The sequence below is a fragment of the Edaphocola aurantiacus genome, assembly GCF_019797745.1.
GTDB lineage: Bacteria > Bacteroidota > Bacteroidia > Chitinophagales > Chitinophagaceae > Edaphocola > Edaphocola aurantiacus.
In genome coordinates this window covers 933,417-959,612 of record NZ_VOSI01000001.1, presented here as the reverse complement: position 1 = coordinate 959,612, position 26,196 = coordinate 933,417, and the positions used below count along the sequence as shown (strand labels likewise).

Below are 26,196 nucleotides of genomic sequence, written 5' to 3'. Positions count from 1 at the left end.
ATTTATGGCTTATATCCTAGTAGGGATAATGTTCTTTGATTGATTGTACGACGTTCCTTATCCAGGAACCAGCCCCATTTATTAAAATAGTATACTGCCGACTGCATACCGATCCGGGTAAGTTTTCGGGAACGGTGAGAGCCTTTGGCAAAGGCATGATATATAGTAGCACCGGGGTGAAATATAGTCTGGTAGCCAGCCTTGATTAACCTCCGGCAGAGGTCCGTCTCTTCTCCGTACATAAATATACGCTCGTCAAATAAGCCCGTATCCCGGAGAGCAGTAATATTTAATAACATAAAGCAGCCAGACAGGTAGGGTACCTCCATAATATCCTTGTAGCCCGTAAATTTCAGTTCGAATAATTGATTGCGTTTCGCAACCATAGATTTAAAAGGATTGAAACGGCGGCCGATCCAGTCATATGGAGTAGGAAGCAGTTTGCATAAATACTGCAGACTACCATCCGGATACAAAACCTTCGGCATAATGTTACCTACTTTAGGATGGGCAGCAAGGTAGCTCAGTAATACTTCCAGTGTGCCTGCATCGAAATATACATCAGGGTTCAGCACCAGGTGGTACGGAGTCTGAGCCTCCATACTTTTTTGAAGAGCGATATTGTGACCGGCACCATAACCTCTGTTGTTATTGGTGAAAATATATTCGATCCGGTTATCTTCAAACGGTTCGGAAAACAGCGGTTGAGGGGAATTGTCTACAAGGTATAAATGCTGCACCAGCGGGCACTGCAATACGCTGCCGATAGCCTGGGCCAGCATATCCATACTGTTATTATACAGCACAATGCTGCAGGAAAGTACCGGAAGTGTCATTCCGTAAAAATACAATTAAACTACAAATATTTGCGCTTAAGCCAGAAGTATGTAATACTTAAAGGTATCATGATAATCAGTCCGGTTATGATGATATTCCAGGTGGTAAAGACAACCACAGCATTAACGGCAAGCTGTACAGAGGCATAAATGGTAGAGATGACCAGATGACTCTGCTTCCCCTCATTTGCCAGTCGCTGGTATAAGTGTTGGCGGTGGGGTTTGAAGATGTTTTCTCTTTTACGCAATCTTTCCAGGATCGTATAACCGGTATCGATTCCGTATACAGAAAGGAATAAAATATATTCGAAATGATGCTGGAGAAAAATGATATAACATAAGGCGGCAACGGTCCAGAATCCCAGACCTATAGACCCGACATCGCCCAGAAAACAGATGGCTCTTTTACGGAAATTGAAAAACAGGAAAACGATACAGGAAACAATACCATAGTTTACAAAGGCTGTGCTTTCCATATGCTCTGCATATTTGATCACAAACCAGAAAGAGGAGAAAGAGATCAGACTGTAGAGTGCTGTCATGCCATTAATGCCATCCATAAAATTATAGGCATTTATGATTCCCAGCATAATAAACAGTAAGCTGGTAGAGAACCATAATGGCCAGTGCTCGAATACACTGAAACCATGCATCAGCATCAGTACCGAGATGACATGGATCGGCAAACGTACATATACCGGCAGGCTGCGTATATCGTCAATAAAACTAATGAACGAGATGAGCATGGCCCCGGCAAATACATAAATAAAATGGGGGTAATACTGGGAAAAAGTAATTGTATACACAATCAGCGAAAGCGGAAATACGACTCCCGCTCCACGTACAATAATATGATTGTGCGAAGATCTGAGGTTAGGAATGTCTACAATATTAAAGCGCTTGGCAATAAATATGTATAACAGCATTAAACAAAATAAGGCAACGCCGTACTGCAGGTAAAACATCTATGACTCTATACTTTCTGATTTTTGAAGATGGAAATACATAAGGGCCGGCCGGTCTTTAGCTATACAACGCTAATCTACCGGAAACAAGTATCAAAAACGTCAAAAATACGGGCGAAATCGGCATCGGTAAGGTTAGAACCAGATGGCAGGCATAAGCCCTGCTCAAATAACTGCTCACTTACTTTCCCGCCATAATATGGTGCCTGGGAAAATATTGGCTGCATGTGCATCGGCTTCCACAAAGGACGGCTCTCAATGTCTTTAGTCAGCAAAGCCTCTCTGAGGGTTTCTCTGCTTAAGCCATTAGTCTTAGCCGGATCAATAACAATGGCAGTAAGCCATCTGTTGCTGAAGCTGTCAGGTTGTTCCTGGTGCATTGTCACGCCTTCTACTGTGCTGAAGTAATTCGAATAGCGGTCAAAATTGGATCTTCTTTTGGCAATCCAATCGTTCAGGACTTCCATTTGTCCTCTCCCGATTCCGGCTACGATATTACTCATTCGATAGTTGTAGCCAATATGTGAATGCTGGTAATGTGGTGCATTGTCTCTGGCTTGTGTCGCCAGGAAGGTTGCCTTCTGCGCCAGCGCTTCCGTTTGTGCTACTAAAGCACCCCCACCAGAGGTAGTAATGATTTTATTACCATTGAAAGACAGGCAGGACATCAGGCCGAAAGTGCCGCATTGCTGCCCCTTATAGGTAGAGCCCAGTGATTCTGCTGCATCTTCAACAACCGGTATATTGTATTGTTGCGCGATTTGCAGGATGAGATCCATTTTAGCAGGCATACCATAAAGGTGCACCGGCACGATCGCTTTTATATTTTTTCCTTTAGCTAATCTGTCTTTTATTGCAGCCTCCAGAGCAACCGGGCATATACACCAGGTATCCGGCTCACTATCAACAAATATAGGTGTGGCACCAACGTAAGTGATAGGGTTTGCAGAGGCAGAGAATGTCATAGACTGGCATATGATCTCATCTCCGGGCTGTACACCCAGCAATAAAAAAGCAAGGTGTAATGCTGCGGTTCCTGAACTTAAAGCTGATACAGATACATTTTGTCCCAGGTAGTGCTGGATGTCTTCTTCGAAGCCGTTTACATTTGGTCCAAGCGGGGCAACCCAGTTTGTATCAAATGCTTCCTTAATGTACTTCTGCTCTCCACCGCCCATATGTGGTGAAGAAAGCCAAATTTTTGTTGAAACCGACATTACTTATAGATTTTTAATAATTTTGCTTCCCGAATATCGTCGGAAAGTTGGGCAAATGTAATGATAATCTCCTTCTTCGACCATATTTTATCTGATTTCTTGAGGAGCATAATGAAGAGAATTAAGCGTTTAAGAAATAAATTAGAATTGCATGTTTTCGATTTTTAAGAAAAATAAAAAGGTCTCTATAGATATTGGCTCTATTGTAACACAAGATATGCACTCGCATATCTTACCTGGTATTGATGATGGTGCTCCCGATGTAGATACTGCGGTGTCACTGATAAAAGGAATGATGGCTTGTGGAATCAAAAAGTTCATGGGTACACCACATATCATGTCTGAGCTGCACAAAAACGATCGTACAACTATTACGCAAGCTTATGATCGCCTGAAAGAAGGATTGGCCCTCGCAGGCATTGACATTTCTCTTTCCTATGCTGCGGAGTATATGATTGATGAAAATTTTCTGAATGTGCTTAAAGAGGGTAACCTGCTCACGGTAACAGAAAATAAAATTCTGATCGAAACACCGTTCTACTCAGAGCCATTTGATATTGAAGAAGTGCTTTTCAATATCGAGGCGGCCGGCTATAAAGCTATTTTAGCGCACCCGGAACGATACCACTATGTAGATGATAAGTTAGCTGTGTTTACTAAATATCTCGATCGTGGTGTGGGACTGCAATTAAATATATTGTCTCTGTCTGGTTATTATGGATCAAAAGAAAAAGAAGTTGCGGAAAAAATGCTGCAGGAAGGAATGTATTCCTTTATCGGTACCGATCTGCATCATGAAAGACATTTGAAAAGACTTTCCTTTATGCAATTGGATCAGAAAATAGTGAAACGCCTGGAGCAAACAAACTGGCAGAATATTACCATATAAAATTTATCTCAATAGGAACAAAGGCAGGCAATACAATTGTCTGCCTTTGTTATATGATCATATTTCATCGTCTTTTGGTTGTTCTGCAGCAGCTTCTTGCAGTTTGTTGTATTTCCAGAAGTAAAGCTTCCTGATCTGGTCTGCTTTTTCGCCGATTATATTGCGGTCTTTTAATACCCTTCTTACCCATTGTTCTGAGGTACAGATGTCTTTATGTGCGGCTACCCATTTTACAGACTCAGCTTGGATCGCATCGTACTTTCTTGTATATTTGTTCATTTGTGCGGTTTGTTTCATTATTTACAACTGCAAAATAGGTGATAATTTTCGCTTATTCAATTTTTGTGGGGAAAATTTTCTTCAATTATGGATACGGTTTTAACTAGAATTAGCCAGTTGGCTGAAAGTGAGGGAATTACTATTACAGCATTAGAGCAGGTAATAGGCGCAAGTAAAGGTGTTTTGTCCCGTGCACTGGCTAAAACTACCGATATTCAATGTAAATGGCTGGTCAGAATAGTTGAAAATTATCCCGGATACGATGCCTCCTGGCTCCTCACAGGAAAAGGTACAATGCTTAAAGAGCATAGTAGAAAAACCAGTCTGATTCCTTTATTTAATGACCTGGCTTCTATTGGAGATGTATCTGATTCCGATGAAATATACACAACTGCCTATATTGATCCGGGAGACTGGTTTCCTGCTGCATCGGCTGCAATACGATATCATAACGTAGGGATGACGGAGTATCAGCCGGGTTGTGTACTGATCCTGCGGAAAAAAACAAACCCGCATGAACTGGTATGGGGAGAAGATTATGTAATCGGGTATGGCGACAACCGGATATTGAGAACCGTGCAGCCAGCAGAAGATAAAGACCATCTTTATGCCTATGCTACGGATGAGTCAACATACATAGATGGGAGGTCTAAATACCCACCGGTACATATCAGCATCAACCGTATAAAGCTTATTTTCCAGGTGCTGGGCCATATACATAAGCGGGAAAGTAATGACCGCATCTATACAAATCTTTAAAGGCCTGTTCTTAAACATTGGCACTATTTCACACAGAGTTTCAAGATTACTGACACATTTATTTATATTTGTTTTTGGTAGCTATAGTTTCGCAGTTTACAACTATGAAACTACGGCTGCCAAAAAAGATACTACATACCTATGGAAAATATTTTGAACCGAATTGACAAGATTGCCCGGCACGAGGGCATCACTATAACTGCACTGGAGCAGCGCATCGGAGCCAGCAAGGGAGTGCTGTCCAGAGCGCTGAAGAAAGACACCGATATTCAGAGTAAATGGCTCGTCAGAATATGCGAGACCTTTCCTCGGTACAATGCGGCCTGGATTATATCCGGACAGGAAGATATGCTGCGTAACGAGAATAGCCGGAAGGCAAACCGGATTCCCTTTTATAAAGATGTAGACGAAGTGAGGGCTGTTGAGGAGCCGGAGAATGAGTACAACCTGAGTTATATTGATCCGGGAGACTGGTTTCCCGGTGCAACTGCCGCTACATTGTATTATAATACCAGTATGAAAGAGTATGCTCCAGGCTGTTTGCTTGTACTGCGTCAGAAGCATAAGATCGATGAGCTGATCTGGGGAGAACACTATATAATCGAATACGGAGACAACCGCCTGCTGAGGGAAATACAGCCTTCGGAAGACAAAGACTATATTTATGCATACGCAACAAATGAAGCCACTTATCTTGATGGGCGTTATAAATATCCTCCGGTGAAAATAGGTAAAAAGGACATCCGCAGTATTTTCCAGGTGCTTGGCTATGTATGCAAGCGACAGGATAATGGTGCGATATATAGTACGGATTAAACACCTTAAGAAGGTTCTTTTATCCGCTCAATCATTTTCTGGTATAGTTTATGCCAGCCTTTATGCTCTCTTCCGGTGCCAAGGTTATTATTGTGAAATATACTTACAAACTGGCCCTGTACCTGTTTGGTAGCCATGATCAGGCGTTCAGCCTCCCGGTATGCTTCCGTTTTAGAACCATCATATACATTAATGGCTGTAGTTTCCATAAAGCAGAAAGGATGTACACGCAGACTGGTGCGCTCTTCCCGTGCCAGGTCAAACCATAAAAAAGGTTGGGAGGTTCCTGCCCGGAATCCGTTGACTGTAGGGTAGCCCATAGAATAATCTTCCTCGATACCGATATCAATCAGGTCTCGGTATGTATCCGGTAGTTGCAGCTTAATATAATGCTGTCTGCTGGATAAGATATAGCGGCCAGTAATATTCTGTAAGGTATGCAGCTCTTTTTGAACCAGCGAAGGCTGATTGAAGGAACCGTATGATGGATGCAGCCCCACATGATAGCGGCTGGCAGTATGTTTGATCAGCTCCTGCATAGCAGGGGTCTTAGGATCAATATTCCTGTCTAATGGGCCTGTCTGTCCTACAAGGAAGAAGTAAACCGGTTCCAGGTTGTAGAATTTATGCACATCGTCCATCCATGCATAGGCATCATAAGGGTCCTGCTTTTTGGAGGTGTGTACAATAAGCCGGTCTAATGCCCAGCCGATGCGCAGGCGCAGCAAATCCCTTACAGCGCCACCCCAGTTTTGCTTTTTAGGCTTATTCAGGTAGGCCCATGCAATGTCTATATCATAGGTGGGCAGAAATGTAAAATCATTGTGAGGAATAGCGATGTTGAATTTCCGCTCTAGTATCTTTTTGAATGCAACCACCCACTCGTCAACAACCGGTTGTTGCAGGAACGAGTATTGTACCGCAACAGAATTGGTATGCCAGTAGCGGCCGTGTTTGTCTTTTTTATGCGGGAGGTACTCTTCATAGCGCGAAAGCATATAAAAAGTGGCAGAAAAAATGTCGAAAGGGATTAATGCCCCCGGTTGGTTATAAAACAGGATGGTGCTTTTTTTCCAGCGGTTGACATTCAGTTGCTGAACACTCTCTCCTGTTTCAAAAATCAGACGGTGCGGGATAATGAGTATATCCTCATTATGCATCCGGGCTTCTGAGTAATTTATTTTGGGGCCCTGGTGTTGCATCCAGGTTTCCTTATCATAAGTGATCCGGTAATCGATACTCATCTGCTCCCTGAAGATCCAATCCAGGACATACTGCAGACGTGTAGTGATTTGTACACAGTATATCAGTATTTGGTGGGGAAACTCCATGGTTCGATGTTTTCGCTAAAATAACAAGGTTTGGGGGGATTGCCAACTCTTAAATCCGGGTCTAGCTATGTGTCAGCAACTCATTCTGCGCAGAAAGGTTAATCTCTGCATCATTGAGGATAGATAATACCTCTGCGAGGCTAGGGGCATTTACCAGTTTGGCGCGGAACTCTTTGGCTCCTCTCAGTCCTTTCAGATAAGTGGCATAGTGTCTGCGCATCTCCAGGATGCCCAGCTTTTCGCCTTTCCATTCTGCCGAGCGGGTAAGATGTCTGCGGCATACTTCAATACGATCTGCTACAGTAGGAGGCGGCAATATCTCCCCGGTAGCAAAGTAATGCTTCACCTCTTTGAAAAACCATGGGTAGCCAATGGCAGCTCTGCCGATCATAATACCATCTACACCGTAGCGGTTTTTATATTCCAGTGCCTTCTGTGGCGTATCAATATCTCCGTTTCCGAAGATGGGGATTTGTATGCGTGGGTTATCTTTTACTTTTCCGATCAGGGTCCAGTCAGCATCTCCCTTATACATCTGCATGCGGGTACGGCCGTGTATAGACAGTGCTTTGATGCCTATATCCTGCAGGCGTTCCGCTACCTCTTCAATATTTTTACTGCTATCATCCCAGCCCAGACGGGTTTTAACCGTAACCGGCAGGTCGGTAGAATCTACCACCGCTTTGGTCAGCTGGATCATTTTAGGGATATCTTTAAGGATACCGGCACCGGCGCCTTTACAAACTACCTTTTTTACCGGGCAGCCGAAGTTAATATCAATCAGGTCGGGATTGGTTGCCGCAACGATCTTGGCAGACAAGGCCATTGCTTCTTCATCGCCCCCGAAAATCTGTATGCCAATCGGACGTTCATAATCGAAAATATCCAGTTTCTGCCGGCTTTTAATAGCATCACGGATCAGCCCCTCAGAGGATATAAACTCTGTATACATAAAGTCTACACCCTGTTCTTTACACACTGCACGAAAAGGCGGGTCGCTTACATCCTCCATAGGAGCAAGCAACAGGGGAAATTCACCTAATTCGATATTGCCGATTTTTACCATAATATTGAGTGCAAAATTACAATAAATAAAATTATACGGTGTCAAAAGGGTCTTAAACTCCTGATGACACCGTATAAAATGAATTGTTTTTGTGTTTATAAGTGCTGATCTACCCAGGCATCGCTGTCTTTGATCAGCTGTATCAGTTCATTAACGGCCACTTCGCTGTCAACGTTACGTTTTACGACCTCCTGGCCTTTGTACAATGTTATTTTTCCTACACCGCTACCTACATAACCGAAATCGGCATCTGCCATCTCGCCGGGACCGTTTACAATACAGCCCATCACGCCAATCTTAAGGCCTTTGAGGTGATGTGTTGCTGCCCTTATTTTAGCGGTCGTTTCCTGCAGGTCAAATAAGGTTCTGCCACAACTGGGGCAGGAGATATATTCTGTTTTGGAAATACGGGTGCGGGTGGCCTGTAAAATACCGAAGGCAGCATCGTTCAGGAATTTTTCAAGATGATGCTCGCCGGTGAGTGCCTTGTAAGAATGAGGTTTCAGGCCCAGTGACAGTCCGTCGCCAAAGCCATCGATGAGTAAGGCGCCACATTCTGTAGCGAAATGAATCAGGTGTTCATCCAGCGTAGCCCAGTAGCTGTCATTCATAATGACTACCGGATTGTGGATCTGACGATCCATCAGTTCCATACACATTCTGCGGATGGCCTGCATTGCATTTTTATGTTCGCAGCTCAGGCAGAGTACTACCGTTTCATCTTCTTTAAGCAGGGCAACATCATCCATGTTCACCGGAAACTCATTATTGTAGCAGTCCACCATAACCAGGTTGATACGGCGGCTTTTCTGTTCGGGAGTTGCGTTCAGGTATTCTTCTAAGAGGAATACAGGGAATGTCTGATCTTTATGAGCACACTGTTGCCATTGACTGGCCCAGGTAAGTACCTTTAGAGTACCGGGCAGGGCAAAGCTAAGGTCTGGCTGTTCAGTAAAGATGTAGTCTGCCGCTGCATCTGCAATCTGCCACTTATCCAGATCCGGGCTATAAGTATATCCGATTGCCTGAAGGCTTTCCGGGCTGATGTCTTTGGGGAATTTAGAAAAATCTGCTAGGACTACCGGAACCTGTGCACCCCCGATATTTTCTACCGCAAAACTGCTGCGGCGCTTATATTCGAAAGGATTATAGGGCAGAGCGGCTATAGCCGGAACGGTGGCCTCTGTCAGATTGTATGGGTTGGTCTCATAGCGTTTAACCAGGTCACGGCATACCGGAATTTCAAGCTCTGGATTCTCGGTGAGCGATACGCGTACGGTATCTCCGAGTCCGTCTTCCAGCAAAGTTCCGATTCCTACAGCGCTTTTGATGCGGCCATCTTCTCCATCGCCGGCTTCCGTTACACCGAGGTGCAGGGGATAGATCACCCCGAACTCTTCCTGCATAGTTTTAACCAGTAGCCGGTAAGCATGTACCATGACCTGTGGGTTACTGGATTTCATACTGATGACCAGGTTATGGAAATCCTGGCTGCGGGCAATGCGTAGAAATTCCATAGCACTTTCCACCATGCCATTATGGGTGTCTCCATAGCGGCTCATAATGCGGTCGCTCAGCGATCCATGATTAGTACCGATACGAATGGCTGTATGATGTTCTTTACAGATATTGATCAGTGGAATAAACTTTTTGGCAATTCTGTCCAGTTCTTCCTGGTAGTCCTCATCGGTATAGGTAAGGGTTTCAAATTTCTTTTTATCTACATAGTTGCCCGGGTTCACACGCACTTTCTGGATCAGTTGTGCGGCAATTTCAGCGGCATTAGGAGTGTAATGTATATCAGCAACGAGTGGTACATTATAGCCCTGGGCTTCAATGCCCTTGCGAATGGCAGCCAGATTCTCCGCTTCCTTCTTTGAAGGAGCCGTAATCCTTACCAGTTCTGCACCGGCTTCAATGCAGCGGATCGTTTCCGCTACAGATCCTTCCGTATCCATCGTATCTTTGGTCGTCATCGTTTGCAGGCGTATAGGATGTCCGTTTCCTAATAAAAGGCCTCCGACATTTACCTCCAGTGTAGGGATTCGCTTGTACTGGGTCAGCGAAGCTGCATAATATTCCATAATACAAAAGTAAATACAATAATGAATATTGAGGGACTGATTTCAAAACAAAAACGATAGCCGGCAGCTATCGTTTTGTTAATCTTATTTAATCTGTTTAAAAAGGGTCTTTACTTTCCCCGATTTAATGACCTCGTTTATCTGTTTTTCCTTATCTGTATAGCTATAGGCAGCGCCACAGTTATACATACTTACAATAGGGTCCTTATCCTGTATCTGAGACCATAACTGCTCTTTCGATGGAGGGCTGCTCAATTGCGCATATGCTGCATAAGTCATCTTCAGGAAGGCCACATGTTCACCGATGCCCCTTCTGTCGAGCCAGTAGCCGTCTGCCAGTGCGACTGGTACAGACATTTCCGGGCTGATGTCCGATGGAGCAGGGTAGCTCGTGATCTTACTTTTATCTGCGGAGAGTGTAACGGCAACAAAGCGGGAGTAATCCTTTTTTGTCTTGTATATCACCACTGCCGGAGAAGCATCAAATTTAGGCTGCACCAATTGAGTCTGTTTGGGTACATTTTTATGGGCACAAGAACTTGTGCCCATAAAAACAGATGTGATTATTAAAAGAAATAATATACGCATAGTCTTATTTTACGATAGAAACCGGTTTGGTAACAATTCCGGCTGCAGTATTCATCTGGATGTAATACATGCCTTTTCCTAATGCAGAAGCATCAATGCTGAACGTATTGGTATTTACCGCTGCGTTCATATACGTTTTGCCTACAATGTCATATACTTTGTAGCCTGTAATCTTGCTGCCGAATTTGCCCCCGTCGATATTGATCAGGTTCATTGCAGGGTTCGGGTATATGTTGATCAGGTTGTTTTTGTCTACATTCTGAATGCTGGTAGGTGTTTTTACAACCAGTAACGGCAGGGTAGGTTCACCACTAACAGAGTCTGTAACAATATACATATCCTGGTTCTGATCTACATATAATTGCAGAACATAGTAAGCCGAAACCGGTAAAGTCATATTAGACACCGTAGTGATATTGGTATATGTGCCATGAGCAGGGATAGATAAAGTAGTTTGTCCCAGCATGTGGAAATTAGGATTACCACTGCTATTCGCTTCTGCAGTATCAATTGCCACAGTATATAATACGATGCCGGAGATGGCTGCCGGGCTGGAATTCTTGATAGGCGCAGTAACGGTGTATGATGTTCCCTGTGCTACTTCTGCGTACAAAGGACTTGGAGCAGCTGCTTCCACTAAATTCAGGCTAACCTGCTGGTTGTCCGGAGTCCATGGGTTAGGAGGTAATACACTTGATGTTGGTTCTATCATTACCAGGGCCTGTTGGCCATAGTTAAAGTTACCAGCGCCACCACCGGTACCCAGGGCAGAAGGACTCAGGTCATCTACTTCAAAATAACCGTTGCTTAATCCGTTCCATCCCCAGTTGATGTGGAACATCTCGGTAGCATCATATCCGTCAAAAACAAAGGCATGTCCGCCTACCTGGCCAAAACCTGCATACAGGATAGGACGACCGGTATTGATCTCGAACATCAACATTTTATGCCATGTAGTATCGCTAAAGTCGGCACGCTCATAACCTTTGATCGTGGTTTTGTACCCGAAATTATTTTTTAATGCATTTTCAGAACAGGCCCAGCCTGCACCACCGTCAATTACCTGGGCGCCGCTGCCTCCGTTATCATAATCCATTTCTACAGATACCCCGCAGTGGTACATCAGTGTAGCAACTGCAGATTTCTGCGCTGCCGTAGAACCGGACATTACCTGGTTAGGCATATTAGCCCAATCGTAGGTAGTTGTACCAAAGTTGGCAGACATGGTACCACCCAGGGTACTGCTGCTGTATGTATGCTGGCCGGTGCCCTGAGTAGGGTTATTCCAGAATTTCATGATCTGTGCCATTGCCGTAGCCACACAACCTGTAGGAGTGCCGGTAGGGCAGAGGGTGTTGTAATAAGTACCCTGGTCCCATAGGGTCGTCAGCATAGGGGCTACCGGGGTAGCTAATGTTGACGGAATGGTGATACTTTGTGTTTGAAGAAGGCGCTGCCATTGCGTGGTTACCCCTGCAGAAGCCGTACGGTTGCTGAGGGCTACAGAAGCGATCTGCTTGCTGTAGTTCTGTAACCAGTATTGTGCTTCAGGAGAAACACTATTGTCTGCTGCATAAAATTTGCTTTCTGTAGAGTAGCCTAAAACCGGTTGTACGCGGTCTTCTGCAGAAACGACAACAAAACCGTTACCCAACTGGCTTTCAAATACATATACGGTCGGAATGTTTGTATTACCGATGGTGTAGGTATGTGCAAGTCTCAGGTTGGCATTGCCACCTTTGTTGGTATAGAAGCTTCTGGCAGCTTTCATGGCCTGTTCCTGGTTAACCGTCTTAGCGTAGGAGCTGCTGAAAAGACCCAGAAGCAGGAACGCAGAAATAGATATTTTTTTCATTGAAATAATGATTGAATAAATAGTTGAAAAAGTTCATAAAGATATGTATTGTATTAATATGTTTCGCAGAAGAGATAACTATTTTTTAATAATGCGGTGTTATTGTGTTTTTCTGCGGAGAACAATTATTTTCTATACTTTTACATATAGATTCAAGAACTAATATGACTTAATTATTATTTTTTTGGATTATATTTAGAAAAAGGTGTACCTTTGCGAACATTTTGAAAAATCTGTTGCTGACAATCTAAAGTTCTTTCCTATACGTGGAACTGAACACTGTAACAGGTTAATTTTTTAACTTTTTTAATTTTTTAAACATGTCTCGTATAGGCAAAAAGCAAATCACATTAGCAGACAACGTAACTCTTACTGTTTCTGCATCTAACGAAGTAACGGTAAAAGGACCTAAAGGTGAACTGAAACAACAACTGGATCGCGATATGAAAGTTGAAGTTGAAGGTAACACTGTAACGATCACCCGTCCTACAGAACAAATCCGTCACCGTGCATTACATGGTTTATACCGCTCTCTGATCAACAACATGGTTGTTGGTGTAAGCGCTGGTTATGAACTGAAACTGGAATTAGTGGGTGTGGGTTACCGTGCTGCTGTTACCGGTCAGCAACTGGATATGGCTCTGGGTTATTCTCACAACATCATCATCGAATTACCTAAAGAAATTACCGCTACTGCAGTAATGGAAAAAGGTAAGGCGCCATTGGTTACACTGACTTCTATAGACAAACAACTGGTAGGTCAGGTAGCTGCAAAGATCCGTGGTCTGCGTAAACCAGAACCATACAAAGGTAAAGGTATCCGCTTCCAGGGTGAAATCATCCGTCGTAAAGCTGGTAAAACTGCTGGTAAATAATTATAATAAACTCATGCTGAATGTTTCCGGTTATACCTGGAGACATTCAGCATAATCTATACAAGTAACCTTCGGAAGCCTTCTTTATCCTGTGTATGGTGATGAGATGTACAAAAAAGGTATTCCTCTGAAACGGGGAACATACCATTGCCAGCATTACACACGTAAAGGGGAGCCCGTACAAATAAAAATAAAATGTCAAAAACAGCAAAAAGCGTATTGCGTCGTACAAAACTTCGCTTCAGAGTACGTAAAAATGTAAACGGTACTGCACAAAAGCCTCGTCTTTCTGTATTCCGTTCTAACAAAGATATCTATGCTCAAATCATAGATGACACAAATGGTGCAACTATTGTAGCAGCGAACAGTCGTCAAAAAGACATCGTAGCACAAACTGGTACTAAAACAGAATTAGCAGCTTTAGTAGGTAAAACAATTGCTCAAAAAGCTAAAGATTTAGGAATTGAGACTGTAGTGTTTGACAGAGGTGGTTATTTATACCACGGTCGTGTTAAGTCATTAGCAGACGGCGCTCGTGAAGGTGGCCTTAAATTCTAAATTAAATTATTTATCAAGCAATTGAGGCCTCAGAACCTCGCAATTCAAAAAAAATTACAATGGCAAATTCAAATAACAACCCAGCAAAAACTGGTGAATTAGAATTAAAAGACAAGGTGGTTTCAATCAACCGCGTTGTTAAAACTACCAAAGGTGGTCGTGCATTCAGTTTCTCTGCTTTAGTAGTAGTAGGTAACGGTCAAGGTGTTATCGGTCAGGGTTTAGGTAAAGCAAAAGAAGTTCAGGAAGCTATCCAGAAAGGTATCGATGATGCTAAGAAAAACCTGGTTAAAGTTCCTGTAATGAAAGGTACAGTACCTCACGATCAGTTCACTAAATTAGGTTCTGCTAAAGTACTGATCAAACCAGCTGCAAATGGTACAGGAGTACTGTCTGGTGGTAGCATGCGTGCGGTATTAGAGGTAGCTGGTTATACAGATATCCTGGCTAAATCTTTAGGTTCTGCTAACCCGCATAACGTGGTTAAAGCTACTATCAAAGCCTTAACTCAAATGCGTCAACCGATCGAAGTAGCTAAATCCCGTAACATTAACCTGAAAAAAGTATTTAACGGATAATTGTTTGTTTCAATTATTCTATTCAATTATCTTTTTAAATAAGCAATCATGTCAAAAGTAAAAATCACTCAAGTTAAAAGCGGTATCGACCGTTCTGAGCGTCAAAAACGCACTTTGAAAGCTTTGGGTTTAAATAAAATGAACGCTACTGTTGAAAAAGAGGTTAACCCTCAGATTCAAGGTATGATTACCAAAGTATTCCACCTGGTAAAGGTTGAAGAAGTAAAATAAATCTATTCCATATTGTGGCTGTATGTGCAGCCACAATATAATTTTTTATAACCAGCGAGCGGATTTGTTTCCGCGCAAGTAAACAAAAACAATTTCAATTATGCAACTGCACAATTTAAAACCAGCAGCAGGTAGTACCCACCACACTAAACGTGTAGGTCGCGGTGAAGGTAGTGGTTACGGTGTAACCGCAGGTAAAGGTAACAAAGGTCAGCAAAGCCGTACCGGTTATCAATCTAAAATCGGTCACGAAGGTGGTCAGATGCCTATCCAGCGTCGTATGCCTAAGAGAGGTTTCAAAACAATGAACCGTGTTGATTACAAAGTATTCAACCTGGGTCAGATCGAATATTTCGTTGAGAAATACGGTCTGGAAGATTTCTCTTTGGAAAACCTGTATATCAACGGTTTAATCAGCCGTACTGATGTTGTAAAAATATTAGGTACTGGTGAGCTGAAGTCTAAAGTAACGGTAAAAGTTAACGCAGTAAGCGCTAGCGCTAAAGTTGCTATCGAAGCTGCAGGCGGAACCGTAGAGTTAGCTTAATATCATATTGGAGAACGCATTTTATCAGACAAGATAAACCTGTTTCAGGTTTCTTAATATAAAAAAATATATTAAGGTTTGGTAAAATGCGTTTTTTGTTGTTTATTCGCACCTCGTTTAAATCTTAAAGTTCGTGAAAAAATTTATAGAAAAAGTTAAAGACGTTTGGGGTATCGAAGAATTGCGTAATCGCATTTTGCTTACTTTAGGGCTTATTTTGGTGTACCGTTTAGGTACGTTCATTGTACTGCCTGGTATCGATCCTAACGCTTTAAATCAGAATCAGAATCAGGATGGTTTACTGGGCCTGATCAACATGTTTGCAGGTGGTGCCTTCAGTAACGGAGCTATTCTGGCTTTAGGTGTAATGCCGTATATCTCTGCTTCAATCTTTATGCAACTTGCAGGTATTGTTATTCCTCAATTTGCCAAGCTGCAGAAAGAAGAGAGTGGAAGAAACAAAATTAACCAATACACGCGTTTCCTGACGATCATCGTGGCTGCGTTCCAGGGTAGTGCCTACATCGGTACATACCTGAGACCAATTCCGGGTGCTATCGTAATGGATAACCTGTTGTTCTACGTTTCTACAGTAATCTTATTGACTGCAGGTACATTATTCGTAATGTGGTTAGGTGAGAAAATTACAGATAAAGGTATCGGTAACGGTGTATCCTTACTCATCATGGTTGGTATCTTAGGTCGTTTCCCTCAGGCTGTTGCCCAGGAGTTTACAACCAAGATCGGTCAGGATAAGATCCTGTTCCTGCTGATCGAGCTGGCAATGTTCATTGCAGTACTGATCGGACTGGTTATGCTTACACAAGGTGTACGTAAAATACCACTGAACTATGCACGCAGAATCGTAGGTACAAACGCTGCCAAAGAAATTGGTGGTGCCCGTAACTTCATTCCGCTGAAAGTAAACTCTGCAGGTGTAATGCCTATCATCTTCGCTCAGGCCTTATTATTCATTCCTGCAATGATCGCAGGTCTGGTAGCACAGGACGGTAATGCAGCTGGATGGTTGAAAAGCCTTTCAGATCATACTACACTGTCGTATAACCTGGTTTATGCAGTACTGGTAATCGTATTTACATACTTCTATACAGCCCTGATCTTTAACCCTACAGAGATGGCCGAAAACCTGAAGCGTAACAACAGCTTCATCCCTGGTATTCAACCGGGTCAGCCTACTGCAGATTATATCGGTGCAATCATGGATAGAATCACCCTTCCGGGTGCTGTATTCCTGGCACTGGCAGGTATCTTACCTGGTATCGCAGCTTTATTAGGTGTAACCAGCGGTTTCTCTACCTTCTTCGGTGGTACTTCTATGCTGATTGGTGTTGCAGTAATCCTGGACACTATTCAACAAATAGACAGTTACCTGCTGATGCGTCAGTATGATGGTATGATGAAAACCGGTCGTGTTTCCGGAAGACAAGCAGTCCAACTGTAATACTATTGTAAAAATCATTGCTTTAAATAGCGAAAGAGTTCACTATCTTAGTGAACTCTTTTTATGTCCGGTACTCCTGTAATTGCTAATGCGAAATTTGTTAATCACAAGTACTTAACAAATTGTACATATATTTGTATATACATCTAATGTCATGAATCCGTAATTTTATCCAAACAAAATATTCAAATGAAGAAATTGATCGTAGCTTTCGCGCTCGTATCGGCCTTTGCCTCCTGTACTAAGGATAATGAGTACGACTTATCGCAAAAGAATAATAATACTTGCGACACAACTGCTGTATCCTATGCCAATACAGTTGCCAACATTATGGCTAATAACTGTAACTCCTGCCATTCCGGGGCCAATCCGAGTGGTGGTGTAGTCACCAGTACTTATGCAGGAATCGGCAATATTTATGATGTAGTGCTTTTAGGGGTTATCAAACATTCCAGCGGATACTCTCCGATGCCAAGCAATGCGCCAAAATTATCTGACTGCGATATCAACAAAATCCAAGCCTGGATCAACCAGGGAAGACTTAATAATTAATCTCCTTAAAATCATTCCATATGAAAAAGATCATCGCTGCCGCTGTGCTGCTGAGTGCCTGCTCCTACGGTGCCTTTGCTCAGAAGTACTTTACCAATAAAGGTGTGACAACCTTCTACTCCAGTACACTTGTTGAAGATATTAAAGCGACCAACAAACAGACTTCTGCCCTGATCAATACCAATGAGAACTCTCTTGTGTGTGTTATGGAGAATACGAAATTTGTCTTCCCTAAATCATTGATGCAAGAGCATTTCAATGAAAATTATATGGAAAGCGATAAGTATCCTAAATCATCATTCACTGGTACCTATAATAAGAAAATAGACCCGAATGTAGATGGTGAATATAGCGTAACCGTATCCGGTAAATTATCGATCCATGGCACGCTTAAAGATGTAAGTGTTCCGGCTACTATTAAAGTAAAGAACGGACAGATTACCGGTCATGCAGTATTTAAAGTAAAAACCAAGGATTATAATATCAAGATCCCGACCATTGTTGTTTCTAAAATTGCAGAAGAGATCCAGGTAACGATCGATTTTACTGCAAGCAAAATGTAATCCTTTTTTCAAAAATTCAAAAAATTATATGAATATAAAGAAATTGACTTTTGCCTTCGCTGCCGTGTTGGGCATGGCCAATGCTACATATGCGCAAACCGATTCTACTACCCAGGACAAGATGTTGTCTGAAATAGATCAGTTGAACGGAACTACAGCGCCACAGTCCAAACGTGTATATGCAACTTTTAAGGGTACTTATGTACAGAATTTTCAAAGTGTAGAGAACCTGGGCAAAGGTGTGTTCCAGACCATGTTTATGCACCGTTTCGGAAAGGTAAACCAGGGTGCGTACGAGTTTTTTGGTCTGGATAATGCGACAACCCGTATCGGTTTTGATTATGGTATCACAAACGATTGGATGGTTTCTATTGGCAGAAGCTCTTTTGGTAAAATGTTTGACCTGGCTACGAAGTATAAGATACTGGCGCAGACAGAAGATGACAGAATGCCGATTACACTGAGCGTGTATCCGGGGCTGACATTCAGTACCCTGAAACAGCCGGGCAAAGACTGGTATAAAGATGTACATCGCCTTACCTATTTTGCACAGGCACTGATCGCCCGCAAATTCAGTGATAACCTGTCTATACAATTGATGCCCACTTTTATACATTTCAACCTTGTAGGCGGACTTACAGATAAAAATGATGTATTTGCAGTAGGCATCGGTGGCCGTTACAAGCTGACCAAGCGACTGAGCATTAATGCAGAATACAGCTATATGCCACCTAAACAGGTTGTAACAACCAAGGTGTATAACGGCTTGTCAGTAGGTTTCGACCTGGAGACCGGTGGTCACGTATTCCAGTTTATCTTCTCCAACTCCCGCAGTATGAGTGTACCAGGCTATGTTGCCGGTACCACAGATACCTGGGGAGATGGTGGTATCTACTTTGGCTTTAACCTCTCCAGGGTTTTCTAAAGAACAGACCAATAGTAAAAAAATACATATTAAAGGGTGCATAACTTGCACCCTTTTTTGCATATATAACCATATACAGTTTGTAATTTTATACTGTAATGGAGGCGCAGCAAAACGATATGATCAGGGGCAGGGGAGCACAGTTCAACCCGCAAAACCGGTTTACCCGCAATGCTTATGAACAGGGTGTTTACGAGCAGGCCGAGGACTGGGAAGCACAATTGAGGCAGCCCACTCAGATACTGATCGATCAGAGTAAGAATATCGTAAATAAGCTGAAGATTGCGGATGTACCGCTGGATGCCGCTATCAATCCCTATCAGGGCTGCGAGCATGGCTGTATTTACTGCTACGCCCGCAATACACATGAGTACTGGGGTTACAGTGCAGGACTGGATTTCGAAACCAAAATCATTGCCAAGCAAAATGCTGCAGAACGCCTTAGGGCCACCTTCGAAAAGAAAAGCTGGACTCCTACCGTCATTTCCCTGTCTACCAATACAGATTGTTACCAGCCGGCAGAGCGCAAGATGAAACTGACCCGGCAGATACTGGAGGTATGCCTTGAATACCGCAATCCGGTAAGCATACTTACTAAAAATGCCCTTGTACTGCGGGATCTGGACCTACTGCAGGAGTTGCATGCCCGCAAGCTCGTGCAGGTGGCTACCTCTGTAACAACCACAGACGAATCGTTGAGACAAATGCTGGAGCCCCGCACCAGTACGATTAGAACAAGACTTAACATCATTCGTACCTGTCACCAGCATCAGATACCGGTAGGCGTAATGTTTGCGCCCATTATACCCGGTCTTAACGATCACGATATGTTTGCTGTTCTGCAGGCCGCTGCAGATGCCGGAGCTTATTGGGCCGGCTATACCATAGTACGCCTCAACGGAGCTATTGAAGGTATATTCAAAGACTGGTTGTACAAAGCGTTCCCCGACCGGGCAGATAAGGTGTGGCATCATATACAGAGCTGCCATGGCGGATCGGTACAGGACAGTCGCTCCGGGGTACGTATGAGGGGAGAGGGGGAGATCGCTGGTATCATCTCTCAGCAGTTTAAATTATACTGCAGAAAACTGGGGCTAAACAAGAGAGCACACCACTACGACCTTACCGCATTCAGGCGCCCGCCTAAGAATGGGCAGCTAGATCTGTTCGCGGATTTTGTTTAATCATCCTGAATGTTCTAATTTTATGCGCTAAGACAACGATTATCATTTCATAATCCCAATTAATGATCTACCTGGAATTACATCAGGCGCTCAAAAAGGCATTTGAGCAGGCCGGGCCGGTAATTGCGCTACCCAAGTTAGGCGTATCTGTAAGCCATCACGAGTTTATATCAGAACAGGCTGCGAGTATGCTGCCCGGTAGTAATCGTATGGGTTGTACGGCACATAATATAACCTTTGAGGAGCAGGAGCAGGCTATAGACCGGAAGGAGTGTGTACTCGATATCCCAGATTATGAAATCGAAAGCAACCGTAAATTTCAATACCATATTATCAAACCCTTATCTGTTCAGACGGCAGATGGGGCTATAATCTTTTTTCACGGGCTCAACGAAAAGAAATGGGATAAATACCTGCCCTGGGCTTATGAGATAGCCCGGCGCACCGGTAAGGCCGTCTTACTGTTTCCCATCGCTTTTCATATAGACCGTGCACCTGAGCACTGGAGCAATAAGAAGGAGATGGCCGCTATTGCACAATATCGTTCAGAACTTGCTGGTAACAGCGCCTGCTCATACCTCAATGCGGCCATTAGTGTGCGCATGGAAGCCCTGCCACAACGGCTGTTCTGGTCCGGATTACAGACCTACAGCGATATCGTACAGCTGGCAGAGATGATCCAGGAGGGTGCATTGCCGGAGATCAGCCCCAAAGCTACCTTAGATCTTTTTGGTTACTCCATAGGATCATTCCTGTCATCTATACTGATGATGGCCAATCCTAAAGGCATCTTCGACCAGGCCAGACTGTTCTGCTTCTGTGGCGGAATGACCATAGACCGCATGTTCCCTATATCCCGTTATATAATGGATGCCCAATCGGCCATTGCCATGCAACGCCGCTTTGCCGAGCTACTGAGCTCCGGCTTTGCTATGGATGAGCATATGGCGCATTACCAGGATTGTGCCCTGCACAAAGGCGAAAGCTGGTTTAAAACCATGCTACGGTTTAACTACTTCCAGAAAGAACGGGAAGAGCGGCTGGAAGTGCTTAAAGACCGTATCAAATGCTATGTGCTGCGCGATGATGAGGTAGCACCACCTGTAGAGGCACTGAATACCCTGCAGGGAGGTTATCGTAACATACCGATAGCCGTGCAGATTGAGCATTACGAGCATCCCTATTCCCACATCAATCCATTTCCACTTACCAGTAAGAATGCGGTGCAGATAGATGCCGCTTTTCGGGCATTTACCCGTTCTGCAGCAGCATTTCTGGGTAAGGTGTAGCTTTTGACGGTACATGTGGCAGACTGGCATACGAACCCTTGCCTGTGCCCACTTTGTGCAATGCTGTGCTGGTTTATTCACTGCTTTTATAGAAAAAGGGCGATCAGTATACTGATCGCCCTTTTTCTATAAAATTTATAGCAGATTATCGTGCTACGTTTACCGCTCTTTTCTCACGGATTACGGTTACTTTAACCTGGCCAGGATATTGCATTTCCTTCTGGATCTTATCTGCAATCTCGAAACTCAGTCTGTCGCTGTCTGCATCGGTTACTTTATCCGCTTCTACGATTACACGCAGTTCACGACCCGCCTGGATAGCATATGCTTTTTCAACGCCATTATAGGCAACAGCCAGGTTCTCCAGATCCTTGATACGTTGCAGGTAACTCTGCATGATCTCGCGACGGGCACCAGGGCGTGCACCGCTGATGGCATCACAAGCCTGGATGATAGGGGAGATAATAAAGGCCATCTCCATCTCATCATGGTGCGCACCGATAGCATTGACTACAGCAGGGTGTTCACCACATTTTTCCGCCAGTTTGGCACCCAGCAATGCGTGGCTCAGTTCTGTTTCCTCATCCGGTACTTTACCGATATCATGCAACAGACCAGCACGTTTTGCCAGTTTTACTACTTTCTGACCCAGACCCAATTCAGCAGCCATGATACCACAAAGGTTAGCGGTCTCTTTAGAGTGCATCAGCAGGTTTTGTCCGTAAGAAGAACGGAAACGCATTTTTCCGACCATTCTTACCAGGTCTTTATGCAGACCATGAATACCCAGTTCGATCACAGTGCGCTCACCGATCTCCATAACCTGGTCTTCAATTTGTTTTTTTGTTTTCTCTACTACTTCCTCGATACGGGCAGGGTGTATACGACCATCCTGTACCAGGCGTTGTAATGATAAACGGGCGATCTCTCTTCTCAGCGGATCGAAACAGCTCAGTACAATAGCCTCAGGAGTATCATCAATAACCAGGTCTACGCCGGTTGCAGCCTCCAGGGCTCTGATGTTACGACCCTCACGACCAATGATCTGACCTTTGATCTCATCACTTTCCAGGTTGAATACGGTAATGGCATTCTCAATAGTTTGTTCCGCAGCCACACGCTGTATGCTTTGGATCACAATTTTCTTCGCCTCTTTGCTTGCATTGGTTTTAGCTTGCTCCACAATCTCCTGGATATGGGCCATTGCATTAGTACGGGCTTCTTCTTTCATCGCTTCTACCAGTTCAGCCTTAGCCTCTTCTGCAGAAAGATTAGCGATTTTTTCCAGTCTTTTGATCTGCTCTTCCTGGTGTTTGTCCAGTTCTGCTCTTTTGATCTTAGCCGATTCAATATGGTCAGTCAGTTCTGTTTTCAGTTCTGTATTCTCGTTGATCTGTGTTTGTACCGATTTCAGTTTGTCGTTCAGGGATTGTTCCTTCTGTTTCAGTCTGTTTTCGCCCTCGCTTAATCTCTGCGTTTTTACCAGCACATCCTTTTCGTGTTCTGTTTTTAATTGAAGGAAATGTTCTTTGGCTTCTAATATTTTTTTGTCTTTTAAGGTTTCAGCATGAATTTTTGCGTCTTCTTTAATTTTCTCTGCTTGTTGTTCTGCTTCTTGTATTTTATGCGCCGTGTTTTTAGCAAAGAGGAACTTACCTAAGATAATCCCCGCCGCTACGGCAAATAAAGCTACAACCGCGGTCACGATTGCGATGTTGTCCATTGTATGTTAATTGTTCTTTTTGGGTTTGTAAATATGTTAAAATGACAGTCTTGTCCTAAAGATAAGCTGTAACCTGCGAAGTTAAAATATTTTTTACGTTTTTACTATTTCAGCGATGATAATTTGCGTTGATAAACGAGCCGTTAACGGGCATGAGACCTCATTATGAGCATAAATAGTTATAAAGCAGTATTTTTTAATGTGATATGCATCGTAATTGAGGTAAAAAGCCTTAATTGTTGTAATTTTGCGCCATGCAATTATTAGACGGTATTCATGTATCTAATGCTATCTTAGAAGAAATTAAAAAAGACGTAGATAGCCGTGTAAACAACAATCAGAAAAGACCCCACCTGGCAGCTATCCTGGTAGGCGAGAATGCAGCCAGCCAGACCTACGTTGGTGCCAAGGTAAAAACCTGTGAATATGTTGGTTTTCAGTCAACATTATCCAAACTGGGCACTGATGTTTCTGAAGCGGAACTGCTGGAGCTGATTGAAAAATTCAACCAGGACGAAGATATTGACGGTATCCTGGTACAATTACCTTTACCAAAGCATATTTCTGAAGATAAAGTGATCAATGCTATCAGTCCGCTGAAGGATGTAGACGGCTTCCACCCGGTAAGTATCGGTAAAATGGTACTGGGCCAGGAAACATTTGTACCGGCTACCCCTAATGGTATCATGATGATGCTGGATCATTATAACATCAATACCGCCGGTATGCATTGCGTGGTAATTGGCCGCAGTAACATCGTAGGTACGCCTATGAGCCTGCTCATGAGCCGCAATACACAACCGGGCAACTGTACGGTAACCATGTGTCACTCCAAAACCACTAACCTGAAAGAGATGTGTCTGCAGGCAGATATCATCGTTGCAGCGATCGGCAGACCGAATTATGTAACGGCTGATATGGTAAAACCAGGTGCGATCATTATCGATGTGGGTATCAACCGTATCGAAGATGCAAGCAAGAAATCTGGTTTCAGACTGGTCGGTGATGTAGATTTTGACAGTGTTAAAGAGAAGAGCAGCTACATAACCCCTGTTCCGGGTGGTGTAGGTAAGATGACCATCTGTGCCTTGATGAAAAATACCCTGCTGGCCTGCGCCCATAAATAATTAAGATTAAACTAGTATAGAAAAGAGCCGTTCCTGATCAGGAACGGCTCTTTTCTCTTTCTGGTGAATAATGTTTATTTTAGCCTTATAAACGCATCAGCATGAAAAGAATAAGTGTACTCCTCGTATATGTAATTTGCGCAATGCTTCCCTCTTACATGGGCTGGGCACAGGGCTTTGCACCATTAGGAGCAGAATGGACGTATCATGGATTTCAGGACGGGCCAATTGGTACTGAATACTTATACCGTTATAAGTGTGTACAGGCAGATACACAGTCCGGTAAAGTGATCAAAACAATCGAAGTCAGTCATTACAAGCAGCAGATTATCTATGATACCTCCGGATCGGTTACTTACCGTTACCGCGATACAGCAACCAGTACATTATTACTATACGAAGAGAATGATACCGTATGGGTATATAACAATGTGTTCCAGAAATATACTCCGCTGTATATCTTTAATGCACATGAGGGCGATACCCTGCGCATTCCGATACTGGATATACACCCTACCTACCCTAATGCTACACCCGAAGGGGATTCTGTATTTGTGCTGATTGTAGACTCAATCCGCACCGTCAATTATGGTGGGGTAAATGCTGAGACTTATTTTGTAAGCAATTACATGGGCGATACTACCGGTACTAACTGGCAGACAATGAACGGAGCACAGGATTTGCCTAACCCAATAGTTAACTGGACTTCATATGCAAGCTGGACCCCAGTTGGAGACTGGGCTTCGTTAACTATTCCTCATGGAGCTTATACCCGCCTGTTTGGTGGTACAGGTGAAGGCTTGCTTCCGGAACGTTCTTATATACCTCCGCCATATGTAATATTTGAAGGAGAGCTTCGGCTAAACCGAATCCATTGTTTTTCAAATGATACTTTGTCTTTCCGGATTTATCAACCGCAAGATGGTTGCGATACATTCAGGTATAATCGTCCCCTGGCGGTCAATTCGGTTAATGCCCTGAAAGGCGTAGATGTATACCCCAATCCGGCACGAAACACATTGGTACTACAGGCGCAGCAACCATTTGCAGCACATACCAGCCTTAGTGTAACAGATATGCTGGGCCGTACGGTATTGGATAAGACCTCCGTTGCCGGTAAGCAGCAATATAACTTATCTGTAACCGGTTGGACTGCAGGTACTTATATACTCATTCTGGAACAGGACGGGCAGCGCTACTACCGCAAGGTGCAGGTAGTGCATTAATCAATTATACATCCAGTAATCTTACATAGTCGGCAAAGGAGAATTGCTCCAGGCTTGGGATCAGCAGGTCGGCCAGTCCGAATTTAGGATTGTCGAACTGCTGCGGCTCCGGCACGGCTACCAGCAGCATACGTGCCGCTTTGGCCGCCACCATACCATTGATCGAATCTTCAAAAGCGACGCAACGCCAGGGCAGCGTATTCAGCGCCGCAGCACATTGCAGGTACACTTCCGGGTGGGGTTTACCCACCACACAATTATCCGCAGTATTGACACTCTGGAAATAATGCTCCAGCCCGAAATGCTGCAGCAGCGCCTTAACCATACGTGCAGGAGAAGAAGTAGCTACGCCCATCGGCACACTGTTCATCTTCAGCTCTTCCAGCAGCGGGTATACTCCCGGCATAATGCGGCCCTTGGCTATGGTGCGTGCAATAATATTGTCCAGCACATCTTCTGCCAGTTGTCTGGCTTTGTGGCTGTCATTCCATCCGAAGCGCTCGTTCCAGAACTCCGTCACTTCATAAATACGCAGTCCCTTGGTGTATTTCAGTAATTCTTTGGTAATGGCCACGCCATTGCCATGCGCTACTTCATGCATACTTTCCACCCATAAATGAGGGTCCGTATCAAAAAGCAGGCCATCCATATCAAATATTGCCGCCATGTAT

The 26,196-nt window shown here is 43.8% G+C and carries 27 protein-coding genes; 16 read left to right on the top strand and 11 right to left on the bottom strand.

Annotated elements, in window-relative coordinates:
* Positions 1–2: 2 nt before the first annotated feature.
* From FTD44_RS04105 to FTD44_RS04095, 3 genes are all read right to left on the bottom strand, one after another.
* Positions 3–836: a glycosyltransferase family 2 protein gene (locus FTD44_RS04105; protein WP_222165280.1), complete on the bottom strand. Its 834-nt coding sequence runs from the start codon at positions 834–836 to the stop codon at positions 3–5.
* A gap of 20 nt (positions 837–856) precedes the next feature.
* Positions 857–1,762: an MraY family glycosyltransferase gene (locus FTD44_RS04100; RefSeq protein ID WP_222165279.1), complete on the bottom strand. Its 906-nt coding sequence runs from the start codon at positions 1,760–1,762 to the stop codon at positions 857–859.
* A 116-nt stretch (positions 1,763–1,878) separates the two neighbouring features.
* On the bottom strand, positions 1,879–3,018 hold the full coding sequence (locus tag FTD44_RS04095) for an aminotransferase class I/II-fold pyridoxal phosphate-dependent enzyme (protein WP_222165278.1): 1,140 nt from the start codon (positions 3,016–3,018) through the stop codon (positions 1,879–1,881).
* A gap of 151 nt (positions 3,019–3,169) precedes the next feature.
* Between FTD44_RS04095 and FTD44_RS04090 the strand changes: the two genes are divergently transcribed.
* Positions 3,170–3,907 carry a tyrosine-protein phosphatase gene (locus FTD44_RS04090; RefSeq protein WP_222165277.1) on the top strand — a complete coding sequence of 246 codons (738 nt, stop codon included), beginning with the start codon at positions 3,170–3,172 and terminating at the stop codon, positions 3,905–3,907.
* A 57-nt stretch (positions 3,908–3,964) separates the two neighbouring features.
* Here the strand turns inward: FTD44_RS04090 and FTD44_RS04085 are convergent, their stop codons facing one another.
* Positions 3,965–4,186: a hypothetical protein gene (locus FTD44_RS04085; protein ID WP_222165276.1), complete on the bottom strand. Its 222-nt coding sequence runs from the start codon at positions 4,184–4,186 to the stop codon at positions 3,965–3,967.
* 87 nt (positions 4,187–4,273) lie between these two features.
* Here FTD44_RS04085 and FTD44_RS04080 point away from each other — a divergent pair, with 87 nt between their 5' ends.
* Positions 4,274–4,945, top strand: a complete 672-nt coding sequence (locus FTD44_RS04080) for a helix-turn-helix domain-containing protein (RefSeq protein WP_222165275.1) — start codon at positions 4,274–4,276, stop codon at positions 4,943–4,945.
* A 141-nt stretch (positions 4,946–5,086) separates the two neighbouring features.
* Entirely contained in the window at positions 5,087–5,761 is a 675-nt protein-coding gene (locus FTD44_RS04075) for a MarR family transcriptional regulator (protein WP_222165274.1), read from the top strand.
* A gap of 5 nt (positions 5,762–5,766) precedes the next feature.
* Here FTD44_RS04075 and FTD44_RS04070 read toward each other — a convergent pair whose 3' ends face one another.
* The 5 genes from FTD44_RS04070 to FTD44_RS04050 form a co-directional block, all read right to left on the bottom strand.
* Positions 5,767–7,092 carry a polysaccharide deacetylase family protein gene (locus FTD44_RS04070; protein ID WP_222165273.1) on the bottom strand — a complete coding sequence of 442 codons (1,326 nt, stop codon included), beginning with the start codon at positions 7,090–7,092 and terminating at the stop codon, positions 5,767–5,769.
* 61 nt (positions 7,093–7,153) lie between these two features.
* Entirely contained in the window at positions 7,154–8,158 is a 1,005-nt protein-coding gene (gene dusB, locus FTD44_RS04065; RefSeq protein ID WP_222165272.1) for a tRNA dihydrouridine synthase DusB, read from the bottom strand.
* A 95-nt stretch (positions 8,159–8,253) separates the two neighbouring features.
* Positions 8,254–10,242, bottom strand: a complete 1,989-nt coding sequence (ispG, locus tag FTD44_RS04060) for a (E)-4-hydroxy-3-methylbut-2-enyl-diphosphate synthase (RefSeq protein WP_222165271.1) — start codon at positions 10,240–10,242, stop codon at positions 8,254–8,256.
* Positions 10,243–10,326: 84 nt separating this feature from the next.
* Positions 10,327–10,791: a hypothetical protein gene (locus FTD44_RS04055; RefSeq protein WP_222165270.1), complete on the bottom strand. Its 465-nt coding sequence runs from the start codon at positions 10,789–10,791 to the stop codon at positions 10,327–10,329.
* Positions 10,792–10,834: 43 nt separating this feature from the next.
* Positions 10,835–12,685, bottom strand: a complete 1,851-nt coding sequence (locus tag FTD44_RS04050; RefSeq protein ID WP_222165269.1) for a thiol protease/hemagglutinin PrtT — start codon at positions 12,683–12,685, stop codon at positions 10,835–10,837.
* 320 nt (positions 12,686–13,005) lie between these two features.
* On the opposite strand from FTD44_RS04050, the gene rplF reads away from it, so the two are divergent.
* From rplF to FTD44_RS03995, 11 genes are all read left to right on the top strand, one after another.
* On the top strand, positions 13,006–13,560 hold the full coding sequence (rplF, locus tag FTD44_RS04045) for a 50S ribosomal protein L6 (protein WP_222165268.1): 555 nt from the start codon (positions 13,006–13,008) through the stop codon (positions 13,558–13,560).
* A gap of 195 nt (positions 13,561–13,755) precedes the next feature.
* Positions 13,756–14,118 (top strand): 50S ribosomal protein L18, encoded by a 363-nt coding sequence (gene rplR / locus FTD44_RS04040; protein ID WP_129022257.1) that lies wholly within the window; start codon positions 13,756–13,758, stop codon positions 14,116–14,118.
* Between the two features lie 59 nt (positions 14,119–14,177).
* Positions 14,178–14,696: a 30S ribosomal protein S5 gene (gene rpsE, locus FTD44_RS04035; RefSeq protein ID WP_222165267.1), complete on the top strand. Its 519-nt coding sequence runs from the start codon at positions 14,178–14,180 to the stop codon at positions 14,694–14,696.
* Positions 14,697–14,744: 48 nt separating this feature from the next.
* Positions 14,745–14,927 carry a 50S ribosomal protein L30 gene (rpmD, locus tag FTD44_RS04030; RefSeq protein ID WP_129022259.1) on the top strand — a complete coding sequence of 61 codons (183 nt, stop codon included), beginning with the start codon at positions 14,745–14,747 and terminating at the stop codon, positions 14,925–14,927.
* Between the two features lie 100 nt (positions 14,928–15,027).
* Positions 15,028–15,474: a 50S ribosomal protein L15 gene (gene rplO / locus FTD44_RS04025; protein WP_129022260.1), complete on the top strand. Its 447-nt coding sequence runs from the start codon at positions 15,028–15,030 to the stop codon at positions 15,472–15,474.
* A 133-nt stretch (positions 15,475–15,607) separates the two neighbouring features.
* Positions 15,608–16,936 carry a preprotein translocase subunit SecY gene (secY, locus tag FTD44_RS04020; RefSeq protein WP_222165266.1) on the top strand — a complete coding sequence of 443 codons (1,329 nt, stop codon included), beginning with the start codon at positions 15,608–15,610 and terminating at the stop codon, positions 16,934–16,936.
* Between the two features lie 189 nt (positions 16,937–17,125).
* Complete coding sequence (locus tag FTD44_RS04015; protein WP_222165265.1) at positions 17,126–17,488, top strand: c-type cytochrome; 363 nt, start codon at positions 17,126–17,128, stop codon at positions 17,486–17,488.
* A gap of 20 nt (positions 17,489–17,508) precedes the next feature.
* Positions 17,509–18,051 carry a YceI family protein gene (locus FTD44_RS04010; protein WP_222165264.1) on the top strand — a complete coding sequence of 181 codons (543 nt, stop codon included), beginning with the start codon at positions 17,509–17,511 and terminating at the stop codon, positions 18,049–18,051.
* 28 nt (positions 18,052–18,079) lie between these two features.
* Positions 18,080–18,976 carry a DUF5777 family beta-barrel protein gene (locus FTD44_RS04005; RefSeq protein WP_222165263.1) on the top strand — a complete coding sequence of 299 codons (897 nt, stop codon included), beginning with the start codon at positions 18,080–18,082 and terminating at the stop codon, positions 18,974–18,976.
* 98 nt (positions 18,977–19,074) lie between these two features.
* Positions 19,075–20,160, top strand: a complete 1,086-nt coding sequence (locus tag FTD44_RS04000) for a PA0069 family radical SAM protein (protein WP_222165262.1) — start codon at positions 19,075–19,077, stop codon at positions 20,158–20,160.
* A 62-nt stretch (positions 20,161–20,222) separates the two neighbouring features.
* The gene (locus FTD44_RS03995; protein ID WP_222165261.1) at positions 20,223–21,449 is read left to right on the top strand and encodes a DUF6051 family protein; all 1,227 of its coding nucleotides are present in this window, start codon (positions 20,223–20,225) and stop codon (positions 21,447–21,449) included.
* A 145-nt stretch (positions 21,450–21,594) separates the two neighbouring features.
* Here FTD44_RS03995 and rny read toward each other — a convergent pair whose 3' ends face one another.
* Complete coding sequence (gene rny, locus FTD44_RS03990) at positions 21,595–23,172, bottom strand: ribonuclease Y (RefSeq protein ID WP_222165260.1); 1,578 nt, start codon at positions 23,170–23,172, stop codon at positions 21,595–21,597.
* 254 nt (positions 23,173–23,426) lie between these two features.
* Between rny and FTD44_RS03985 the strand changes: the two genes are divergently transcribed.
* A complete protein-coding gene (locus tag FTD44_RS03985; protein ID WP_222165259.1) occupies positions 23,427–24,299 on the top strand; it encodes a bifunctional 5,10-methylenetetrahydrofolate dehydrogenase/5,10-methenyltetrahydrofolate cyclohydrolase in 873 nt (290 codons plus the stop codon).
* A gap of 101 nt (positions 24,300–24,400) precedes the next feature.
* A complete protein-coding gene (locus FTD44_RS03980; protein ID WP_222165258.1) occupies positions 24,401–25,525 on the top strand; it encodes a T9SS type A sorting domain-containing protein in 1,125 nt (374 codons plus the stop codon).
* A 4-nt stretch (positions 25,526–25,529) separates the two neighbouring features.
* On the opposite strand, the gene hxpB is transcribed toward FTD44_RS03980, so the two are convergent.
* Positions 25,530–26,192, bottom strand: a complete 663-nt coding sequence (hxpB, locus tag FTD44_RS03975) for a hexitol phosphatase HxpB (protein ID WP_222165257.1) — start codon at positions 26,190–26,192, stop codon at positions 25,530–25,532.
* Between the last annotated feature and the right edge of the window lie 4 nt (positions 26,193–26,196).

Excerpts from the sequence above, each read along its gene's own strand:
- FTD44_RS04105 (WP_222165280.1), bottom strand. The coding sequence starts at position 836 with ATGACACTTCCGGTACTTTCCTGCAGCATTGTGCTGTATAATAACAGT.
- FTD44_RS04100 (WP_222165279.1), bottom strand. The coding sequence starts at position 1,762 with ATGCTGTTATACATATTTATTGCCAAGCGCTTTAATATTGTAGACATT.
- FTD44_RS04095 (WP_222165278.1), bottom strand. The coding sequence starts at position 3,018 with ATGTCGGTTTCAACAAAAATTTGGCTTTCTTCACCACATATGGGCGGT.
- FTD44_RS04090 (WP_222165277.1), top strand. The coding sequence starts at position 3,170 with ATGTTTTCGATTTTTAAGAAAAATAAAAAGGTCTCTATAGATATTGGC.
- FTD44_RS04085 (WP_222165276.1), bottom strand. The coding sequence starts at position 4,186 with ATGAACAAATATACAAGAAAGTACGATGCGATCCAAGCTGAGTCTGTA.
- FTD44_RS04080 (WP_222165275.1), top strand. The coding sequence starts at position 4,274 with ATGGATACGGTTTTAACTAGAATTAGCCAGTTGGCTGAAAGTGAGGGA.
- FTD44_RS04075 (WP_222165274.1), top strand. The coding sequence starts at position 5,087 with ATGGAAAATATTTTGAACCGAATTGACAAGATTGCCCGGCACGAGGGC.
- FTD44_RS04070 (WP_222165273.1), bottom strand. The coding sequence starts at position 7,092 with ATGGAGTTTCCCCACCAAATACTGATATACTGTGTACAAATCACTACA.
- dusB (WP_222165272.1), bottom strand. The coding sequence starts at position 8,158 with ATGGTAAAAATCGGCAATATCGAATTAGGTGAATTTCCCCTGTTGCTT.
- ispG (WP_222165271.1), bottom strand. The coding sequence starts at position 10,242 with ATGGAATATTATGCAGCTTCGCTGACCCAGTACAAGCGAATCCCTACA.
- FTD44_RS04055 (WP_222165270.1), bottom strand. The coding sequence starts at position 10,791 with ATGGGCACAAGTTCTTGTGCCCATAAAAATGTACCCAAACAGACTCAA.
- FTD44_RS04050 (WP_222165269.1), bottom strand. The coding sequence starts at position 12,685 with ATGAAAAAAATATCTATTTCTGCGTTCCTGCTTCTGGGTCTTTTCAGC.
- rplF (WP_222165268.1), top strand. The coding sequence starts at position 13,006 with ATGTCTCGTATAGGCAAAAAGCAAATCACATTAGCAGACAACGTAACT.
- rplR (WP_129022257.1), top strand. The coding sequence starts at position 13,756 with ATGTCAAAAACAGCAAAAAGCGTATTGCGTCGTACAAAACTTCGCTTC.
- rpsE (WP_222165267.1), top strand. The coding sequence starts at position 14,178 with ATGGCAAATTCAAATAACAACCCAGCAAAAACTGGTGAATTAGAATTA.
- rpmD (WP_129022259.1), top strand. The coding sequence starts at position 14,745 with ATGTCAAAAGTAAAAATCACTCAAGTTAAAAGCGGTATCGACCGTTCT.
- rplO (WP_129022260.1), top strand. The coding sequence starts at position 15,028 with ATGCAACTGCACAATTTAAAACCAGCAGCAGGTAGTACCCACCACACT.
- FTD44_RS04015 (WP_222165265.1), top strand. The coding sequence starts at position 17,126 with ATGAAGAAATTGATCGTAGCTTTCGCGCTCGTATCGGCCTTTGCCTCC.
- FTD44_RS04010 (WP_222165264.1), top strand. The coding sequence starts at position 17,509 with ATGAAAAAGATCATCGCTGCCGCTGTGCTGCTGAGTGCCTGCTCCTAC.
- FTD44_RS04005 (WP_222165263.1), top strand. The coding sequence starts at position 18,080 with ATGAATATAAAGAAATTGACTTTTGCCTTCGCTGCCGTGTTGGGCATG.
- FTD44_RS04000 (WP_222165262.1), top strand. The coding sequence starts at position 19,075 with ATGGAGGCGCAGCAAAACGATATGATCAGGGGCAGGGGAGCACAGTTC.
- FTD44_RS03995 (WP_222165261.1), top strand. The coding sequence starts at position 20,223 with ATGATCTACCTGGAATTACATCAGGCGCTCAAAAAGGCATTTGAGCAG.
- rny (WP_222165260.1), bottom strand. The coding sequence starts at position 23,172 with ATGGACAACATCGCAATCGTGACCGCGGTTGTAGCTTTATTTGCCGTA.
- FTD44_RS03985 (WP_222165259.1), top strand. The coding sequence starts at position 23,427 with ATGCAATTATTAGACGGTATTCATGTATCTAATGCTATCTTAGAAGAA.
- FTD44_RS03980 (WP_222165258.1), top strand. The coding sequence starts at position 24,401 with ATGAAAAGAATAAGTGTACTCCTCGTATATGTAATTTGCGCAATGCTT.
- hxpB (WP_222165257.1), bottom strand. The coding sequence starts at position 26,192 with ATGGCGGCAATATTTGATATGGATGGCCTGCTTTTTGATACGGACCCT.